This window comes from Arthrobacter sp. YN (assembly GCF_002224285.1).
In the GTDB taxonomy this organism is placed as follows: domain Bacteria; phylum Actinomycetota; class Actinomycetes; order Actinomycetales; family Micrococcaceae; genus Arthrobacter.
Window position 1 is genome coordinate 111,736 of sequence record NZ_CP022436.1, and the last position, 16,882, is coordinate 128,617.

General features: G+C 62.1%; 19 protein-coding genes and 2 pseudogenes. 5 read left to right on the forward strand and 16 right to left on the reverse strand.

All coding sequences use genetic code 11. The features are described from left to right. Window positions 1-6: 6 nt before the first annotated feature. Entirely contained in the window at window positions 7-573 is a 567-nt protein-coding gene (locus CGK93_RS00555) for a type 1 glutamine amidotransferase domain-containing protein (RefSeq protein WP_089593142.1), read from the reverse strand. Window positions 574-764: 191 nt separating this feature from the next. Between CGK93_RS00555 and CGK93_RS00560 the strand changes: the two are divergent. Both CGK93_RS00560 and CGK93_RS00565 read left to right on the forward strand, forming a co-directional pair. After that, a pseudogene (locus tag CGK93_RS00560) lies at window positions 765-1,255 on the forward strand (DUF2975 domain-containing protein). After that, a complete protein-coding gene (locus CGK93_RS00565; protein ID WP_232481490.1) occupies window positions 1,255-1,542 on the forward strand; it encodes a helix-turn-helix domain-containing protein in 288 nt (95 codons plus the stop codon). The pseudogene CGK93_RS00560 and the gene CGK93_RS00565 overlap by 1 nt, the downstream one beginning before the upstream one ends. Before the next feature lie 214 nt (window positions 1,543-1,756). Here the strand turns inward: CGK93_RS00565 and CGK93_RS24520 are convergent. The 6 genes and pseudogenes from CGK93_RS24520 to CGK93_RS00595 all read right to left on the reverse strand — a co-directional run. Then, a pseudogene (locus CGK93_RS24520) lies at window positions 1,757-2,500 on the reverse strand (Gfo/Idh/MocA family protein); the annotation flags it as partial. 29 nt (window positions 2,501-2,529) lie between these two features. Then, window positions 2,530-3,549 carry a LacI family DNA-binding transcriptional regulator gene (locus CGK93_RS00575; RefSeq protein WP_089593144.1) on the reverse strand — a complete coding sequence of 340 codons (1,020 nt, stop codon included), beginning with the start codon at window positions 3,547-3,549 and terminating at the stop codon, window positions 2,530-2,532. Window positions 3,550-3,594: 45 nt separating this feature from the next. After that, the gene (locus CGK93_RS00580) at window positions 3,595-5,052 is read right to left on the reverse strand and encodes a GH1 family beta-glucosidase (protein ID WP_089593145.1); all 1,458 of its coding nucleotides are present in this window, start codon (window positions 5,050-5,052) and stop codon (window positions 3,595-3,597) included. Next, window positions 5,052-5,954: a carbohydrate ABC transporter permease gene (locus tag CGK93_RS00585; RefSeq protein WP_089593146.1), complete on the reverse strand. Its 903-nt coding sequence runs from the start codon at window positions 5,952-5,954 to the stop codon at window positions 5,052-5,054. The genes CGK93_RS00580 and CGK93_RS00585 overlap by 1 nt, the downstream gene beginning before the upstream one ends. Continuing rightward, the gene (locus CGK93_RS00590) at window positions 5,951-7,036 is read right to left on the reverse strand and encodes a carbohydrate ABC transporter permease (RefSeq protein ID WP_089593147.1); all 1,086 of its coding nucleotides are present in this window, start codon (window positions 7,034-7,036) and stop codon (window positions 5,951-5,953) included. The genes CGK93_RS00585 and CGK93_RS00590 overlap by 4 nt, the downstream gene beginning before the upstream one ends. Window positions 7,037-7,099: 63 nt before the next feature. Beyond that, on the reverse strand, window positions 7,100-8,416 hold the full coding sequence (locus tag CGK93_RS00595) for an ABC transporter substrate-binding protein (RefSeq protein WP_089593148.1): 1,317 nt from the start codon (window positions 8,414-8,416) through the stop codon (window positions 7,100-7,102). A 323-nt stretch (window positions 8,417-8,739) separates the two neighbouring features. On the opposite strand from CGK93_RS00595, the gene CGK93_RS00600 reads away from it, so the two are divergent. Next, window positions 8,740-9,546 (forward strand): alpha/beta fold hydrolase, encoded by an 807-nt coding sequence (locus CGK93_RS00600; protein ID WP_089593149.1) that lies wholly within the window; start codon window positions 8,740-8,742, stop codon window positions 9,544-9,546. Between the two features lie 68 nt (window positions 9,547-9,614). On the opposite strand, the gene CGK93_RS00605 is transcribed toward CGK93_RS00600, so the two are convergent. From CGK93_RS00605 to CGK93_RS24525, 5 genes are all read right to left on the reverse strand, one after another. Beyond that, the gene (locus tag CGK93_RS00605; protein WP_089593150.1) at window positions 9,615-10,412 is read right to left on the reverse strand and encodes a hypothetical protein; all 798 of its coding nucleotides are present in this window, start codon (window positions 10,410-10,412) and stop codon (window positions 9,615-9,617) included. After that, window positions 10,409-11,125: an ABC transporter ATP-binding protein gene (locus CGK93_RS00610; RefSeq protein ID WP_089593151.1), complete on the reverse strand. Its 717-nt coding sequence runs from the start codon at window positions 11,123-11,125 to the stop codon at window positions 10,409-10,411. Before CGK93_RS00610 ends, CGK93_RS00605 begins: the two co-directional genes overlap by 4 nt. A 29-nt stretch (window positions 11,126-11,154) precedes the next feature. Next, a complete protein-coding gene (locus CGK93_RS00615; RefSeq protein ID WP_089593152.1) occupies window positions 11,155-11,976 on the reverse strand; it encodes a hypothetical protein in 822 nt (273 codons plus the stop codon). Window positions 11,977-12,041: 65 nt separating this feature from the next. Then, window positions 12,042-12,695, reverse strand: a complete 654-nt coding sequence (locus CGK93_RS00620) for a response regulator transcription factor (protein ID WP_089593153.1) — start codon at window positions 12,693-12,695, stop codon at window positions 12,042-12,044. Beyond that, window positions 12,692-12,934, reverse strand: coding sequence for an ATP-binding protein (locus CGK93_RS24525; RefSeq protein WP_442857055.1), 243 nt, complete (start codon window positions 12,932-12,934; stop codon window positions 12,692-12,694). Before CGK93_RS24525 ends, CGK93_RS00620 begins: the two co-directional genes overlap by 4 nt. On the opposite strand from CGK93_RS24525, the gene CGK93_RS23925 reads away from it, so the two are divergent. After that, complete coding sequence (locus CGK93_RS23925) at window positions 12,818-13,057, forward strand: hypothetical protein (RefSeq protein ID WP_232481491.1); 240 nt, start codon at window positions 12,818-12,820, stop codon at window positions 13,055-13,057. The genes CGK93_RS24525 and CGK93_RS23925 overlap by 117 nt on opposite strands. An 11-nt stretch (window positions 13,058-13,068) precedes the next feature. Here CGK93_RS23925 and CGK93_RS00630 read toward each other — a convergent pair whose 3' ends face one another. The 3 genes from CGK93_RS00630 to CGK93_RS00640 form a co-directional block, all read right to left on the reverse strand. Next, window positions 13,069-13,845 carry a histidine kinase gene (locus CGK93_RS00630; RefSeq protein ID WP_198318311.1) on the reverse strand — a complete coding sequence of 259 codons (777 nt, stop codon included), beginning with the start codon at window positions 13,843-13,845 and terminating at the stop codon, window positions 13,069-13,071. Between the two features lie 8 nt (window positions 13,846-13,853). Then, window positions 13,854-14,234: a hypothetical protein gene (locus CGK93_RS00635; protein ID WP_089593156.1), complete on the reverse strand. Its 381-nt coding sequence runs from the start codon at window positions 14,232-14,234 to the stop codon at window positions 13,854-13,856. A gap of 63 nt (window positions 14,235-14,297) precedes the next feature. Next, window positions 14,298-15,653 (reverse strand): uracil-xanthine permease family protein, encoded by a 1,356-nt coding sequence (locus tag CGK93_RS00640; protein ID WP_089593157.1) that lies wholly within the window; start codon window positions 15,651-15,653, stop codon window positions 14,298-14,300. Window positions 15,654-15,907: 254 nt separating this feature from the next. Between CGK93_RS00640 and CGK93_RS00645 the strand changes: the two genes are divergently transcribed. Beyond that, window positions 15,908-16,513, forward strand: coding sequence for a malonic semialdehyde reductase (locus tag CGK93_RS00645; protein WP_089597077.1), 606 nt, complete (start codon window positions 15,908-15,910; stop codon window positions 16,511-16,513). Between the two features lie 145 nt (window positions 16,514-16,658). Here CGK93_RS00645 and CGK93_RS24335 read toward each other — a convergent pair whose 3' ends face one another. Then, window positions 16,659-16,781 (reverse strand): hypothetical protein, encoded by a 123-nt coding sequence (locus CGK93_RS24335; protein ID WP_269768464.1) that lies wholly within the window; start codon window positions 16,779-16,781, stop codon window positions 16,659-16,661. Between the last annotated feature and the right edge of the window lie 101 nt (window positions 16,782-16,882).

Genomic DNA, 16,882 nt, shown 5'->3' on the forward strand with positions numbered 1-16,882 from the left:
TGACCGCTAAGCGGTCTGGCCAGCGTGCTGGCCCTCGGAGATCTCCTCGACCACCTTTGCGTTGAAGGCGGGGAGGTCGTCCGGGGTGCGGCTGGTGACCAGGCCTTGGTCGCACACCACTTCCTCGTCGGTCCAGTTGGCGCCCGCATTCTTCAAATCCGTCTGGAGCGTGTGATACGAGGTGACGTTGCGGCCCTTGATCACGCCGGCGTCGATGAGAATCCACGGTCCGTGGCAGATCGAGGCCACCGGCTTGTGTTGCTCAAAGAAAGCGCGCGTGAAGTTCTGCGCATCTTTGTCGACGCGGAGATGATCGGCGTTGACGACGCCGCCCGGGAGAACCAGTGCGTCAAATTCGGAGGCATCCGCGTCGGCGACTGCGAGGTCGACGTCGAAGGTGTCACCCTTCTCCACGCCGTTAAAACCCTGGAGCTTTCCCTTGGAGGGAGCCACGAGGGTGGGCTCGCCGCCGGCATCCTTGACCGCCTGCCATGGGCTGGTGAGTTCCACCTGCTCCACGCCGTCTGTCAACAGGAATGCGACCCTCTTGCCTGCGATGTTGTGTTCTGACATTGTTCCTCCTCGGTGCGCGGCGGGGTGCTTTTGAGCGTGGGCCGCCGCTGTGAGAGTTGTTTGTCTGACCTGCTCAAGCCTAGGGAATGCCCCTTTACTAAGCAAGCTGACTAATTTGGCTGTCACATCCGCTACTTGCCTAAGTATCGAATATCGATAGAATCAGGTTGTTGTTCGATAAAGGAGTGTCCATGGGAAAGCTGACGATCCTCGCCCTGCGCATAGTGATCGCGATGGTATTGGCGGGTTCGCTGTTCGTGCAGGTACGGATGGTGCCCCTGCTTTCCAACGACCTCGTGGAGGCGGGTTCGCCTGATGGGCCGCGGATTGCGTTGCTGGTCATCGTGGTCCTGGGAATTCTGTGTGTCCAGGTAGTTGCGGTCTGTGTGTGGCGGCTGCTGACCATGATGCGGCGGGGGACGGTCTTTTCGCATGGAGCATTCAGGTTTGTGGACGTTATCTTCGGCGCTGTTTCGGCTGCCGCGCTGCTGATGTTTGGGATCGCAGTGATCCTGGCGCCCGGCGATATCGCACCGGGAGTCGTCATGCTGATCTGTGGCGCAGCGTTGATGATCGGGGAGTGGCGCTGTTGGTGCTGGTGCTGCGGACCCTCCTTGCGCAGGCCGTTGCCCGGGACGTTGAGGCGGCCGGGCTGCGCGCCGAGCTCGACGAGGTGATTTGATGCCGATCATCGTGGACATCGACGTCATGCTGGCCAAGCGCAAAATGCCCGTTGGGGTGCTCGCCGAGAAGGTGGGCATCACCCCGGCGAACTTGGCCGTACTCAAGAACGGTCGTGCCAAAGCCGTGCGGTTTACTACGCTCGAAGCGCTGTGTGAGGTGCTGGAGTGCCAGCCGGGGGACCTGCTGCGGTGGGAGTCTGATGATCGCTCGCATACCGCAAACCCATCTGCCGGCGGGCCTCATCCAGCAGTTCCATCGACCCAACCGACTCCGCTGGAGTCATGAACGGGCTCTCGGTCAGCCCGGATTGCAGGCAACGCGTCACCTCACGCAGCTCGTAACTGAATCCGTGTCCGAGGACCTCGAATTTCTCCGTCCGCGGCGTGCCGCTGCGTGACTGAAGAGTGAGTTCGGCCGGGTTGAACAGGGGAGCAGAGGAACGCAGCCAACCCTCGGAACCTCCCACCGTCACTACGCTGGGGCACTCCGCGCCGATTGAGGTGATGAGCTGGGCATACGCCCCGCTTGGGTAGCTCAGGGCCAGGGAATTCTGCAGGTCCACGCCCTCGGGAGTCAGGACCCCACTGGCAAGCATGCTGCCTGGCTTGCCGAAAACTCCATCTGCCCATGTGAGCGGATACACGGCGAGGTCCAGCAATGCCCCACCGCCAGCGGCCGGGTCCCAGATGCGAGCTGAGGGGTCATAAGCGGGCACGAAACCGAGGTCAGCCTGGAGCCAGCGTGGCTCCCCGATCTCCCCCGACCGCAAAATCTCGACAGCGCGGCAGAAGCTGGGCAGGAACCGGGTCCACACGGCTTCCATCAGGAAAAGCCCCTTATCCCGGGCCAGTTCAGCCAACTCCCGTGCCTGTACGGCGTTCATGGCGATGGGCTTTTCGCACAGGACATGCTTCCCCGCCGTCAGCGCGGCCAGCGCGACAGCATGATGCTGCGCATGAGGCGTGGCGATGTAGACGACGTCGACGGCGGGATCGGCCAGCAGCCGCTCATAGCCCGGCGTCGCTCCAACATCCGAATACGACGCAGCAAAGCCAAACTTCCCGGCAAAGCTGCGGGCCGACGCCTCCGAGCGCGAACTGACAGCTTGGAGGACGGCGTCCTCCAAGAGCGCGAGGTCTTGCACCACGCGCAAGGCAATGGAGCCCGTGGCCACAACTCCCCAGCGGATGGGACGGCCTGTCGCGACGGAAGGCGTGACGGTGCTGACGGGAGCAGGAAGCATGGACGAGCCTTTCAAGGCATGGGAAAAAGCTAGACGGAATCGCGGATCACGATCGACGTTGGCATCCTGTTGACGCGTTCCGCCGGCTTGCCCTCGATCAGGTGAACCAGGGTCTCGGCCATTTTCTTGCCGAGTTCAACAATAGGGTGATGCACGGTAGTGAGGGCGGGAGTGACGGAGGTAGCGAAGGAATCGTCATCAAAACCCACGACGGCGATGTCCTCCGGAATGCGCAAACCCCGCCCTTGAATGGCGGTGTAGGCGCCGGCGGCCATCTGGTCATTCGCTGCAAAAACGGCGTCAACCGGAACACCTCGGTCCAGCAAACGGTGCATTGCTTTGGCGCCGGAGGCCAAGGTGAAGTCACCTTCCTCCATCAAGCCGTCGCCAAGACCTGCCTCCCGCACGGCGGTTCTCCACCCCGCCAGGCGATCCAGGCCCGGGGGCATATCTTGCGGACCGGCAATGGTTGCAACGTTCCTTCGGCCGCTCTGGGTCAACAACCTGGTGACCTCGTAGGCCGCCTGCTCATTGGCCACATCCACGTAGTAGCTCTCCTTGCCACCAACCAAGGGGCGTCCGGCGAACACCATGGGAAGTGATCCCGAAAGGTGCGTCCAGGAGTTGTCGCCACTGTGGTGCGAGACCACCAAAACTCCGTCAACGTTGCCGCCGAGCAGGAAGCTGCGGGTTTTCTCCGGCTTGGACTCCGAGGAGATCACCATATTCAGCGTGTACTCGGTATCGGTGAGATACAGCGCGATGCCCTGCACCACCGAGGCGAAGAACGGATCTGCGAAGACCTTGGATGTCGACTCCGGAACGATCAGCGTGACCGCATTTGCCCTCCGTTTGGCCAAGGAACGGGCAGCACGGTTGGGCGTGTAGTCGAGTGCGAGGATGGCTTTCCGCACGGACTGCGCCATTTCCGGGTCCACACTGGGGCTGTCGTTGACCACGCGGGACACGGTGGCCCGCGACACCCCGGCCAAGGCAGCCACCATTTCAAGGGTGGGTACCGGCCGGGGGCCGCTGGTGTCCTGCGTCATGGTCATCTCCGGAACGTAAGAAAAAGTATGCCTCTGAAGGCTACTTTAGGCGTTCACTATGGCCGTGGCAGAAGCCTTGGCCGAGGCGATGACCCGGGAATAAGCCAGTCCGCTGTCCTTCACCGTGCGCTCAAAGGTGTCGTAATCCACGCGAACCACCCCGAAGCGCTTGCCGTAACCCCAGGACCACTCAAAGTTGTCCAGGAGTGACCAAACAAAGTAGCCGCGCACGTCGGCGCCCTGATCCAGTGCCGCACCAACAGCGGTGATGTGGTCGAGGACAAACTGGGTCCGTTCGACGTCGTGGACTGCTCCGTCGGGACTGACGACGTCGTCGTAGGCAGCGCCGTTTTCCGTGATGTACAGAGGCGGCAGCGTGGGGTATTCCTCGCCGAGGCGCACCAGGAGCTTCCGCAGTCCGTCGGGGTTGACCTCCCAGTCCATGGCCGTGCGCGGCAGGCCGCGGCTCGGGAACGAGATGTCTTCAGAACCGATCCAGCACGACGACGTCGGGCGGGTTGCGCCGCCCGAGTGGCCGTCGCCGTGTTCCGCGGTGGGGTGACCGCTGATGAGGTCATCGTGGTAGTGGTTGACGCCCAGGAAGTCGATGGGGGCACCGATGACGTCCAGGTCGCCGGGCTTGATGACGTCCCGGATGCCGAACTGCTCAAGGTCGTTAAGCGTGTCCTCGGGGTAGGCGCCGCGGAGGATCGGATCAAGGAAGATCCTGTTCTGCAGCGAATCGAACCGGCGCGCGGCGTCGAGGTCTACGGGATCGGAAGGATCCCGCGGGATGGAGTTGCTGAGGTTGAGCGTGATCCCCAACTGCTGGGCGCCGCGGCTCCGCAGCTCGTTGACCGCCAGGCCGTGGGCGAGGTGCTGGTGGTGGATCGCTGCGACGGCTGCTTTCGGCTCTTGACGGCCGGGAGCGTGCACGCCCGCCGCATAGCCCAGGAGTGAGGAGCAGAACGGTTCGTTGAACGTAGTCCAGTGGTGAACACGGTCACCCAGGGCTGAATAGACATCGTTCGCGTAGTCGACGAAGCGGTAGGCGGTGTCGCGGTTGGCCCAGCCGCCCTTCTCCTCCAGCGCCTGCGGGAGGTCCCAGTGGTAAAGGGTCAACCAAGGGAGGATGCCGGCGTCGAGCAGTTCATCCACCAAGCGGGAGTAGAAGTCCAGGCCTTCGGCGTTCGCGGTACGGCCGCCCGGCCGGACACGGGACCAGCTGGTGGAGAACCGGTAGGAATCCAGGCCCAGCTCCTTCATGATCCTGACGTCCTGGGGCATGCGGTGGTAGTGCTGCACCGCGTCCTTCAGCGTCTCGCCGTTGGCTATGGCACCCGGGACTCGGGCGAAAGCGTCCCACACGGAATCTTCCTTGCCGCCCTCGTGGCTGGCGCCTTCCACTTGGGCTGCAGCGGTAGCCGAGCCCCAGAGGAAGCCCTCGGGCCACACCCTGTTAAAGGGGGTGATCGCTGGGTGGGTTGTTGCTTCGAATGGCATTAGCCCTTCACTGCTCCTTGCATGATTCCGGAAATAAGTTGACGGCCCGCCAGGACGAAGAGTGCCAGCAGCGGAAGTGTTGCCATGACGGCGCCGGCCAGGACGATCGAGTAGTCCACGTAACGGGCCGACTGCAGTTGGCTGAGCGCCGTCTGCAAGGTGGGGTTGCCGGCGTCGAGCACCAGCAGGGGCCAGAGGAAATCAGTCCATGCCGTCATGAACGTGAAGAGGCCCAGGATTGCCATGGCCGGACGCGCGGCCGGCAGTGCCACATGCCAAAAGGTGGAGATCATGGACGCGCCGTCCATGCGTGCCGACTCGATGAGCTCGTCCGGGATCACGTCCACCAAGTACTGCCGCATGAAGAAGACACCAAACGCTGTGACCAACGTAGGAATCACGACGGCGCCGATCTCACCTGTCCAGCCGAGCGTGCGCATCAGCATGAACAGCGGGATGATGCCCAGCTGCGTAGGGATGGCCATGGTGGCGATCACGGCCACCATCAGCCAGTTGCGGCCGCGGAAGCGCAGCTTGGCGAACGCATATCCGGCCAGGGTGGAGAACCCCACCACCGAAATAGTGATGATGCCCGAGATCAGGACGCTGTTGCCGAGTGCCAACCAGAACGGGACGGTGTCGAAGACCTCCCCAACGTTGGTCCAGAAGTTGCCACCAGGGAACAGCGGCGGCCAGGTTTCCCCGAGGGCTTCGTTGGAGCGGCTGCCGATGATCACGGACCACCAGAGCGGGTAGGCCGAGGCCACGAAGAACGCCAGCAGCAACCCGTAGGTCAGGAATCCGGGCCGCCGGCCGTTGCCAAAGAGTGCTTTCCGGGTGGCCAGGGCTCGGGAGGTTCGCTGAGGTGCCGGTACTTGTGGCCGGTTTTGTGTGAGGGTCATTTCCCGCTCCTCTTGGTCGAGTCTGGTGCCGATACCGCCTGGGCGGCCAGGCCGGCGTCGTCCGCTTCTGTGGCCGCGGCGGAAGAACGCTTCCGACGGCGGCGGCTGGCTGCGCCGCGATCGTCGCCGTTGGTGGCGATGCGGCGTGAGATCAGCCAGTTCACGATGCCGAAAAGCAGGATGATCAGGAACAAAAGCCAGGCGATGGTGGAGGCCTTGCCGAAGTTTTGCCGCTGGAAAGCCATCTCCCAGAGGTACAGCACGGTGGTCTGGAACTGTCGTGCCGTTCCGCCGGCTGCTACGGGATCGAAGAGCCTTGGCTCGGTGAAGATCTGCAGCCCGCCGATGGTGGCCGTGACAATAACGAACACCATGGTGGGCCGGATGCTCGGCAGCGTGATGCTGAAGAAGCGGCGGACGGAGCCGGCGCCGTCGATTGCTGCCGATTCGTAGATATCGCGCGGTACTGACTGCATGGCGGCCAGGAGGATGAGCGCGTTGTAGCCGGTCCAGCGCCAATTCACCATGGTGGCGATGGCGATGTGACTGGGAAGGGTGTCGTTCTTCCACATGATGGGATCGATCCCGAAGCTGGACAGGATGTTGTTGATGAGGCCGTACTGCTCGCCGAACATGTTGGTGAAGATCATGGCGACAGCCACGGGAGTGACGACGTAGGGGAGCAGGATGCTCATGCGCCAGAACGTCTTGGCGCGCAGGTTCTGGTCCAGGACCGCGGCAATGATGGTGGCCATGATCAGCTGGGGAATGGTGGAGATCAGGAAGATGCTGACGGTGTTGAACAGGGAATTCCAGAAGAACCTGTCCTGAAGAACCTCAGCGAAGTTCTGGAATCCCACGAACTCGCCCTGGCCTTTGAGCAGGTGCCAGTCGAAGAGGGAGACGAAGAAGGTGTAGCCCAAGGGAAAGAGGCCCACCAAGGCGAACAGGATGAAGAATGGGGCGATGTAGAAGTACGGGGACGCCTTCATGTCGAAGACGTTGAGGCGTTGGCGGAACGTCGGTTTCGGTTTGGTGGCAGCCGTTCTACCGGCCGCCGGGCGGTTCAAGGTGGTGGTCATGGTCGGGTCTCAGACTCTGTGAGGGGGCCTCCGGTTTCCCGGAGGCCCCACGGCCGGGTGCTGCTAGTTGTTGACCACGAGGTCGTTGAGGAGCTTGACTGCTTCATTCCAGGCTTCATCGGCGTTGCCCTTGCCCGAATCGAGCATCTTGAGGGCGGGTCCGAACACGTTCTCCTGGATCACAGAGTCATCCGGACCCTTGAACTGGGCGATGACACCCTCGGCGCGGGACTCAAAGATGGCGCCGTAGGGAGCGTTGTTGAACAGTTCGTTCGGCTTGGCTGCTTCCACGATCTTTGCCTGTGCTTCGAGGGTGCTGGGGAAGTTGTTCGCTGCAGCGGACTGCTTGATCTGCTGCTCAGGGGCTGTCAGCCATGCTGCCAGCTTCGCTGCTTCAGCGGGGTGCTTGGAGCTCTTGGGGACCGAGAGGAATGCACCGCCCCAGTTGGAAGCACCGCCGGGGAAGACATCGGCTACGTCCCAGCCACTTGCCGCTCCGCCGCCTGCTGACTCGAGCTGGCCCTTGATGGTGCCGAGCATCCATGCGGGGCAAACGTGCGTGGCGAAGGAACCGTCCACGAAGGCCTTGCCGTTACCCCAGTCGAACTGGGTCTGGTTGGAGGACAGGCCGTCGGCAGTGCCGGCAGCGAGCATGTCGAACTTTGCCCGCATGTCCTTGTTGCCCTCGACGTTCAGCTTGCCGTCCTTGGTGTAGTAACCCTCGTCCATCTGGTTGACCATGGAGTTCCAGACGAAGCCGGACTGGTCATACCAGGCCTTGCCCGTAGCCTCTTTGTACTGGCGGCCGAGCTTGAAGTACGTTTCCCAGCTTGCGTCCTTGCCGCCGAAAAGCTCCGCGACTTTCTCGCGGTCGCTCGGGAGGCCGGCTGCCTCGAAGAGCTTGCCGTTGAAGCACAGGGCCTGCGGTCCGATGTCAGTGCCATAACCGATCACACGACCATTGGGGTCGGTGCCCTGCTTGAACTTCCAGTCCACCCAGTTGCCCTTGATGTCCTCGGCGCCGTGCTCCTTGAGGTCCACAAACTGGTCCGAAACCTCCATAATGGAGCCGAGCCAGCCCTCCTCGATGGCCGTGACGTCGCTGAGTCCGGAGCCGGCGGCCAGCTTGGTGAACGCATCGGTCCGGGCGTTGGAACCGCGATCGATGTTGGTGGCCTCGATGGTGACGCCCGGGTTCTGCTTCTCGTATTCGGCGTACAGGTCGTCGTATCCGAAGGTGCCGAAGGTGGTCACGGTCAGTGTGACGGGGTTGTCGGCGCTCGCCGCCTTATCGCCTCCGCCGCTGCAGCCTGCGGCCACGAGGGCAAGTGAGGCTACGCCCGCCAGGGCAGTGAATTTCCTTAGTCGCGAAAACTCCACGATCACTCCTTTGTGTGTTCGAGCGACCGTACGCCAATGGCGAGAGAGCGCTCTCTGGGATGTGGGACCAATGTATGTGCTGCAAGTCACGTACGTCAAGAGAGCGCTCTCTGGGGTTGTTTCTATGTCGTCGTAAGTCGGGCTCGCCGAGGGGTTAGCTCTCAAGTTGCCGAGGGGTTGGCTCTCGGGGAATGGAGGGCTTTTTCTGCCGAGAAGCCGCCCCTCGGTGGGCACGCTCCGCCCATAGTTGATGCCCACGAGTCCTCGACCCGTACGGTTGACCCGCGGTCGCGGTCATATGCCACCGGTGTTAGCGTTCGAGGGTGCATTCTGTTGACAATGGGGCGGGGACCCCAATCCTGATCATCCACGGATTCTGTGTCGATCATCGCCTACTGCTGGGGCTCGACCCCGTGTTCGATGCTCATGGTCAGTGGCGGCGGGTCTACGTGGACCTGCCGGGCATGGGCCAATCCGCGGCAGGACCCGAGATCGATAGCGCGGATGCCGTGGCCGAAGCAGTGGTCTCCTTTGTCCGGAAAACCTTCGGTGCCGAAAGGTTCGCGGTCCTCGGAAACTCCTTCGGTGGCATGATCGCCCGTCACCTGGTGGCCGAATTCGGGGAGCAGGTTCTTGGCCTGGCGCTCCTTTGCCCAGTGGTCATTGCGGATCACGGGTCCCGAACCCTGCCTGCCAAGACAGTGCTCCAAGCAGACCCGACCCTATTGGCGGCCTTGGAACCCGCGGACGCGGCCGACTATGAGGCCATGGCCGTGGTCCAATCTCCCGAGAATTGGTTTCTTTTCCGAGACGCGGCCCTGCCGGGGTTTCGCGTATTCGATCAGGCCGCGATCCAACGGATCTCGAGCAACTACACACTTCGTGCCGAGCCGGAAAATCGCTTCTCCAACTTTCAAGGACCCGCGCTGATTCTCGCCGGTCGTCAGGACCATGTGGTGGGGTTTGAGGATCAGACTGCGCTGGCGCGCAGCTATGCACAGTCCACCACCGCCGTCCTGGATCGAGCCGGTCACAACGCGCACCTGGACCAGCCGGAGCTAACGGCTGCCCTCCTTTGGGAGTGGCTTGGCCGGGTGGAAAGGTCCATGGGACGCGAGGCCGCGGACTGACGCCTTCAGCTTAACCAACGACGGGGTCCTCGCCCGAGCATTCGGTGAGGACCGCCGTCGTGGTTCAGCTAGCCACGGACATCACGCGTGCTGAACTTGAATCCTGCAAAGGCCACGAGGCCGGCTGTCCAGGTGAAAGTTACTATCGCGGCGGTGAGAGTACCCAGATCTGCATCCGGGTAGGACCCCGTGACCAGGCCCGGATCGAAAAGAAGGACCCCGGCCACGGTGGGTAGATAGGCAAAAGCCGGAGTCAGCAGCAGCAACATCAACGACAATTGCGACACCACAATGAGCGCAAACAGCGGTATCAGCGTCTGCTTGAGCAGGATGCCCAGTGCGAACCCAATGAGGGCTATGGCATCCCAGAAAGCTATGGCACCAACCCAGCGGAGAAGGAGGCTTGCCGGAACGGTCCCGTTGATGACGGAGAGTTCGCCGAGACCAGACTGGGACAGCAGGCTCAATAGCGGGATGGTCACGAGACCCAGCAGCGTCACGAACACTGTCAACGCGGTGCATTTCGCCAAGTACAGGCGCTCGCGGTTCGGCGCGGCCACCAGGCTGCTCCGCAGTTGGCCCGACACGTATTCACACGATGCGGAAATGACTCCGATAACAATGATTCCAATCAGTCCCAGGGCAACCCAGTCAAAGCCCACCGTCTCCGGACTGGCGCCTGGGGCAAGCCCTGGGTCATTGGTTCGGAGCGCATCCCGCACCGGGGCCGCCTGGGACCAGCCGAGGAGAACGACGATGAGCCACGTCAGGGCTGCAGTAATCCACAGGGACCTTAAAGTGATGAGTTTGGTGAGTTCGGCGCGGAACAGGCTGGGCTTACGGGCAGTGGCCACCAGCGTACTCATGCGGCGTTTCCTTTAGCCGCATTGCCGGTCCAATCGAAGTAGGCGGCTTCCAGGTCATGGTGACCGGCTACCAGATCATCGACGTTTCCGGACTGAACAATGCGGCCACCGGAAATGACGACGATGTGGTCAGCGACGTGCTGGACCTCATTAATGAGATGGCTGGAAATAAGGACAGTCTTGCCGTTGGCTGCAAGGGTACTCAGGAGCCCTCGGATCCAGCGGATGCCTTCGGGATCCAAGCCGTTGGTCGGCTCGTCGAGAACAATAATGCGCGGATCGCCGAGGAGGGCCGCGGCGATCCCCAGCCTCTGACCCATGCCCAGTGAGTAAGCTCCCACGCGCTTACGGGCAGCGTCGGACAGTCCGACGAGCTCCAAAACTTCACCGATCCTCGAGTGCGGAATGCCGTTGGATTGCGCCAGCCAGGTGAGATGGGCCTTGGCCGTGCGGCCTTTGTGGGCTCCCGAGCCATCGAACTGAGCCCCCACGGTCCACAGCGGAGCGGTGAGGTCCTGGTAGGGTTTTCCTTCGATGAGAGCGGACCCGCTGTCCGCCCGATCAAGGCCTAGAAGCAGACGGAAAGTTGTCGATTTGCCGGCCCCGTTCGGGCCGAGAAAGGCGGTAACTTTCCCGGGCTCGGCCGTCAACGAGACGTCGATGATTCCGTCCGACTGCCCGTATTTTTTGCTCAAATTCTTGATCTCGATCACTGTTTGATCTCCTTGATAGTCGATGTCACCTAGCGGCGAACTGGCTGGCGGCGGAACAAAACAAGAGCAGCGATCAGCGCCGCGACCACCCAAACCGCGAGGACCAATCCGCCCGTAGCAGGTCCTAAGTCGCCTGGAGTGGGGGGTGGCAGCTGGTAGAGCTGGGCTCCGGCCTGATCCGGGAGGAACTTTGCAAGGGGGGTGATGTTCACCAGGTAGGTGGAAACAATGAGGGCCATCGCCAGCACGGTGCCCATCGCGGCCAGTCCACTGCGCAGAATCACTGATAGTGCGTACGTGAAGAGGGCAATGAGGACCCAGTAGAGAATGACGCCCCAGAGGACTCCTGCTGTGGCTTGGGGAGTCGGAGAGATCTGGTTGTTTTCTGCTGCACAGTCGATGACCAAGCACCGCACGCCTGCTGACCCAAACACGCTGAGCAGCGCGGTAATAAAGACTGCGGCGAGGACTACCAGTGCTTTTGCCGCCAACACGATGTTGCGCTGGGGGAGGCTGATCAAGGTGCTTCTAAGCGAGCCGTTTTCTGCTTCCTGGTGCATGGACCATGCTGCCAGAAGGACAACCCCAATCTGTCCATAGTGAAGAATGACCAGAAAAGCGGTTCCTCCTTCGAGGCCTGCTGCTTCCTCCGGCCTGCCGGCGTTGTGGGCAGCGTCGATCAGGTTCGTCAGTAACCAGGAAAGCAGCACCGTTAGCAGGACACTTCCGACCACGGTGTTAAGGCAGAGCCGAAGTGTCAGGAGTTTGGTGGTTTCGGCCTTGACGGCGCGGCTTACGGTGACGTGCGGCGCGAGTTGCGCGACGGAGATTGCGGTGGAAGGTGCTGGCATGACTCAAGTCAATCCGGCCCGGCATCGCTTGTCTGTCTGCAGGTGTCGACAGTCGTGGCTATCGCCTATACGGTCGAAGGGCCCACCAGGCCTCCTTCGTAGGCGATGACAACGAGTTGGGCTCTGTCCCGTGCGCCCAGTTTGGTCAGGATTCGGCTCACGTAAGTGCGCACAGTGGTTCGCGTGAGAAACAGGGCGGCTGCTATCTCGTTATTGGAGGCACCTTGTCCGATGAGGGTCAAGGTTTCGCGTTCGCGGACTGTCAGCTCGCTGATGCGGTCGTGTGCGGCCGGATGCAGGGTGAAGCGGTCAATGAGTCGACGGGTGATTTCCGGAGCCAGGAGGGCGTTACCTTCATATGCGGTACGGATTGCCTTGAGGATGTCAGGCAGCGGCGCGTTCTTAAGGAGAAAGCCGGAGGCGCCCTGGCGGAGTGCCTGGTAGACGTAGTCGTCCATATCGAACGTGGTCAGCATGACCAGCCGGGTGCGGGACTTTCGTGATGCCAGAATCCCCGCAGCTTCAAGGCCGGTCATCCGGGGCATTCGAACATCCATCAGGGCCACGTCCGGTTGATGCTTCATGGTGGCTTCCACGGCCTCTGCGCCGTCCACAACCACGGCAGCCACTCTCATGCCCGGCTCATCCTCGATCAAAAGACGCAGTGACGTCCTGATGTGAGCATCGTCGTCTGCGATGAGGACGCTGATCTCATTCATCGGGTTTCCACCCTCGCTGCAGTTCCCGGTAGTGAAACAGCCACGCGGTATCCACTGGCATCCTGTACTGCTTCAAAGGTTCCGCTCATTAGTTGGGCCCGTTCTCGCATCCCTGTGAGTCCATGACCGTTCTTGGAAGCCAAAGCCGCCCCCGGACCGTCGTCGAGGATGCTGATTCGCAGGTCGTCGCCCTCGGTCCTGATGGTGATCCGGCAGGTTTTTGCTTCGGAATGACGGATCACGTTTGTCAGGGCCTCCTGAATGATTCGATACGCGGTGGTTCGTTGCGCGGCCGGAAGATGGTTGGCGCTTTCATCGGCATCGATCACAACAGTTATGCCGGCGCGTATGGCCGGTTGTGACAGCTCCTGCATCAGTTCCGGAAGAGTTCCCGGGGAGAGTCATCAGCCGTTTCACTACGTTCCTGGCGCATCAAGACTTGGAGTTGGCCCAACGCATCACGGGCATCGGACTCGATGCCCTGCAGCGCAGATCGTAGATCGTCAGTGGTGGACGACTTTACATGGGCGACGACGCCTGCCCGCACTCCGATCCCTCCCAACGTATGCGAGAGGACATCGTGAACGTCTCGGGCGAGGCGAAGCCTTTCCTGCGCCCGGGCATTGCGCTCGGTTTCATACCGCATGCGTTGGGTGCGGATGCCAAGGACCCACGCTGCCCCGATGATGACAGCGCCCAGGATAATTCCCCGAACGCGCGCTTCGGCGCCCTCCGCGGAGACCAGGAGCAAGGAAGTGCCCACTGCCGTTGCCAGCACGATCAACCATCTGGGGAACAATCTGGTCCCGAATCGTTCCGCGGCAACGTATAGGCAGAGCCCTGTCGCCAGGAACGGGTCCTCTGTCATTCCCAAGCTCCAGCCAATGGCCGTCACAATGCCCGTCCACAGCGCCGCCATCCGTGGGTATCTCGTTCGAATGCAGAGACCGAGGACAAGCAACGAGCCAAGTGCCAGCTGAACCTGCCTGCCTGGAGATTCCGGCGGAACAACGGTGATCCAAAGCCCCGCCACCACGATGAGGCCGACCAGACCGTTCAGCAGAACGGGAATGATCGTTTCCCGGACGACCGAGAGGCGATCGTTTTCTGAGTCAGCGCTTTGCGTCTTGCTCGGGTGTCGTTGCTTCATAGGCCATCTCATTTGTCTGGGTTCTGAGGCCGGACTTCCACTGGCAATTCCACCAAGTACTCACCCAGGAGACCTGAAGCGATGACCATGCGGTAGGTCGTGTTTCTCTGGATGATCCGGCTGGCTTCCTCGGCGATCGAGTCGTCCACCACGAGTTGCCCACACGAGGTGTCGAGCTTGAAGGAGGTGCGGCTTCGGTTCTCATGGGAAATGACCACGTTCTCGGTGACGCAGACCTTCTCAGCTTTGGGCCGTAACAGCTTTTCCACGGCAGGGGCGCCGAAGGCCAAGGCGACCAGTACCGCGACACAGATAAGGTACGTCCGGACCGTAATCTGCCGCGGAGGCTTGCTGGTGCGGGCCTCTCCTGATGGTTCTTCTTCCTTCATCGATTGCTACCTTCTGGCCGTGGCTGGCTCAGTGACGCTTCATGAGCAATCCCGAATCTACCCCTACTTCCCCTTCTTCCCGCCCCGCTTAGCCGCAGCATTCATCGCCGACTTCACCGCAGGCGGCAGCCCCGCAGTCTCGGTTTCCGGCTCAGCGACGGTTCCGCGCCAGCGTGCCAGACCCTTCATGCCGTGGTAGATCACCAGGGCAGCAGCGGAACCAAGGGCAATGCCGGTGAACTTCAGCTCGCCAATGGTCCAGGTGTAGTCAGCAATGCCGATAATCAACGCCACAGCAGCGGTCGTCAGGTTGATCGGGTTGGAGAAGTTGACCTTGTTCTGCACCCAGATCTTCACGCCGAGCACGCCGATCATGCCGTACAGCATGGTCGCAGCACCGCCCAGCACACCAGCCGGGACGGTCGCGATCAGTTCGCCGAATTTCGGGGAGAAGCTCAGCAGGATGGCGAAGACACCGGCCACCCAGTACGCCGCCGTCGAATAGACCTTCGTGGCGGCCATGACGCCGATGTTCTCCGCATACGTCGTGGTACCGGAACCGCCGCCGAACCCGGCAAGTACCGTCGCGGCGCCGTCGGCCATCAGCGCGCGGCCGGAGACGCCGTCGAGGTTCTGTCCGGTCATCGCTGCCACCGACTTCACGTGCCCCACGTTCTCAGCCACCAGCACCAGGACAACAGGAACGAACAATCCCACCACGCCAATGTGGAACTCGGGCGTCTGGAACAGAGGAAGGCCAATCCACGCAGCGGCGTCCATCTTTTCGTAGTTGACCTCGCCGCGCATCATCGCCACGAGATACCCCACCACGACGCCCACCAGTATGCTCAGCCGCCCCAGAATTCCGCGGAATAGAACGGAAACCAGGATGATCGTGACAAGCGTGATGAGGGCGGTAACCGGCGCGAGGTCGAAGTTCGCCTTTGCAGCCGGCGCCAGGTTGAGGCCGATCAGCGCCACAATGGCACCGGTGACGATCGGCGGCATAAGCCGGTTGATCCATTCGGCGCCAAACTTCTGGACCACCGCACCAATAAGCGCCAGTACGACGCCGGCCAGCACCACGCCGCCCAAGGCGCCACTCACGCCGTACTGCTGCTGGGACGCCATGATCGGGGCGATGAACGCGAAGCTCGAGCCCAGGTAGCTGGGCACACGGCCCTTGGTGATCACCAGGAACAACAGGGTGCCGATGCCCGAGAAGAGCAGGGTGGTGGCAGGCGGCATACCGGTGATGATGGGCACCAGGAACGTTGCACCGAACATCGCCACCACGTGCTGCATGCCGATGCCGATGGTCAGGGGCCACGCGAGCCGCTCGTCGGGCGCCACCACGTGGCCGGGGCGAATGGACTTGCCGTTGCCGTGGAGCTTCCATTTGATGCCGAGCATGCTCATGGCGGGCCTTCCTCAGAAGAGTGTTGGGATTCGGTGCAACATTACCGCCATTGCGGGGCCCGCTCTACGCGCCCCGCACGCTTGGGAGCGCGCAAAGCGGGCCTCACAACGCAAGGAAACGACACGCGGAGTCACGCTGTGTGCTCAACGTCACGGGCCGTCACGGGAAGAGGACAACGGAAGTTGAAGTTGCAACCATGGAAAGCAGAAGTGCCCGGCCGGCTCAGGGTCAGGCCCAGCGAAAGGTTCACCAAATGACGATCGCCCACGAAGAAGCAGTCATTGACGCCGCAGCAGTCGACGCCATTTTTGCCGAAGCCCGTACCGCCAACAGCTTCGCCGGTGAGGTCACCGAGGAGCAGGCCCGCGCCATCTACGAGCTCACCAAGTTCGGCCCCACCGCCTTCAACTCCCAGCCACTTCGCGTGACCTACGTCCGCTCGGACGAGGCCCGCGCCAAGCTGGTGGACACCCTTTCCAACGGCAACAAGGCCAAGACCGCCTCCGCGCCGCTGGTCGCAATCCTCTCCTACGACACCGACTGGCAGGGCCAGTGGGACAGGTTCCTGCCCGCCTACGGCGCACCCAAGGCCATGTACGACGCCGATCCCGCTTTCGCCGCTGCTACGGGCAACAACAACGCTCATTTGCAGGCCGGCTACTTCATCCTGGCCGTGCGCTCGCTCGGTTTCGCCGCCGGCCCGATGACCGGTGCCGACTTCGCCGCCATCGACGCCGAGTTCTTCCCGGCCGGCGATCAGAAGAGCTTCCTCGTGGTCAACATCGGCCAGCCCGGCCCCGCCGCCTGGGGCGAAGCCAAGCCGAAGTTCGCATACGACGACGTTGTTCGCACCGTCTAAGACCTCACATCGCAAAAACGCCCGCTCACAGGAATGTGGGTGGGCGTTTTGCATTGCCGGCGGCTTGAGGCCGACGCTCTTTCATGTCCCTCGGGTTTGAGCCCGACGCTCGATCAGGTCCCTCGGGCTTGAGCCCGACGCTCTCTCACTCCCGCTCGGGTCGATTGCCCCGATCCCGATGATCTGCGGCTCTGATGACCCAGCGGACGAGCAGGGTCACCGCCACGATCACCACGGCGGCCACAAGCAGCAGTATGAGTAAAACCATGACGTGCCAAGCCTCTAGCCTCATATTCCCCCAGCGTTGCATGTCCTTCCCTCGACTCTAGGGCAGGTGAGAGATGGTTGGCCGGAAGCCCGAGGGTTGTG

Bases quoted from the DNA above. Each gene is read 5' to 3' on its own strand.
- CGK93_RS00555 (WP_089593142.1), bottom strand. From the start codon at position 573: ATGTCAGAACACAACATCGCAGGCAAGAGGGTCGCATTCCTGTTGACA.
- CGK93_RS00565 (WP_232481490.1), top strand. From the start codon at position 1,255: ATGCCGATCATCGTGGACATCGACGTCATGCTGGCCAAGCGCAAAATG.
- CGK93_RS00575 (WP_089593144.1), bottom strand. From the start codon at position 3,549: ATGACGCAGGACACCAGCGGCCCCCGGCCGGTACCCACCCTTGAAATG.
- CGK93_RS00580 (WP_089593145.1), bottom strand. From the start codon at position 5,052: ATGCCATTCGAAGCAACAACCCACCCAGCGATCACCCCCTTTAACAGG.
- CGK93_RS00585 (WP_089593146.1), bottom strand. From the start codon at position 5,954: ATGACCCTCACACAAAACCGGCCACAAGTACCGGCACCTCAGCGAACC.
- CGK93_RS00590 (WP_089593147.1), bottom strand. From the start codon at position 7,036: ATGACCACCACCTTGAACCGCCCGGCGGCCGGTAGAACGGCTGCCACC.
- CGK93_RS00605 (WP_089593150.1), bottom strand. From the start codon at position 10,412: ATGAGTACGCTGGTGGCCACTGCCCGTAAGCCCAGCCTGTTCCGCGCC.
- CGK93_RS00615 (WP_089593152.1), bottom strand. From the start codon at position 11,976: ATGCCAGCACCTTCCACCGCAATCTCCGTCGCGCAACTCGCGCCGCAC.
- CGK93_RS00620 (WP_089593153.1), bottom strand. From the start codon at position 12,695: ATGAATGAGATCAGCGTCCTCATCGCAGACGACGATGCTCACATCAGG.
- CGK93_RS23925 (WP_232481491.1), top strand. From the start codon at position 12,818: ATGACCGTTCTTGGAAGCCAAAGCCGCCCCCGGACCGTCGTCGAGGAT.
- CGK93_RS00630 (WP_198318311.1), bottom strand. From the start codon at position 13,845: ATGAAGCAACGACACCCGAGCAAGACGCAAAGCGCTGACTCAGAAAAC.
- CGK93_RS00635 (WP_089593156.1), bottom strand. From the start codon at position 14,234: ATGAAGGAAGAAGAACCATCAGGAGAGGCCCGCACCAGCAAGCCTCCG.
- CGK93_RS00640 (WP_089593157.1), bottom strand. From the start codon at position 15,653: ATGAGCATGCTCGGCATCAAATGGAAGCTCCACGGCAACGGCAAGTCC.
- CGK93_RS00645 (WP_089597077.1), top strand. From the start codon at position 15,908: ATGACGATCGCCCACGAAGAAGCAGTCATTGACGCCGCAGCAGTCGAC.
- CGK93_RS24335 (WP_269768464.1), bottom strand. From the start codon at position 16,781: ATGGTTTTACTCATACTGCTGCTTGTGGCCGCCGTGGTGATCGTGGCG.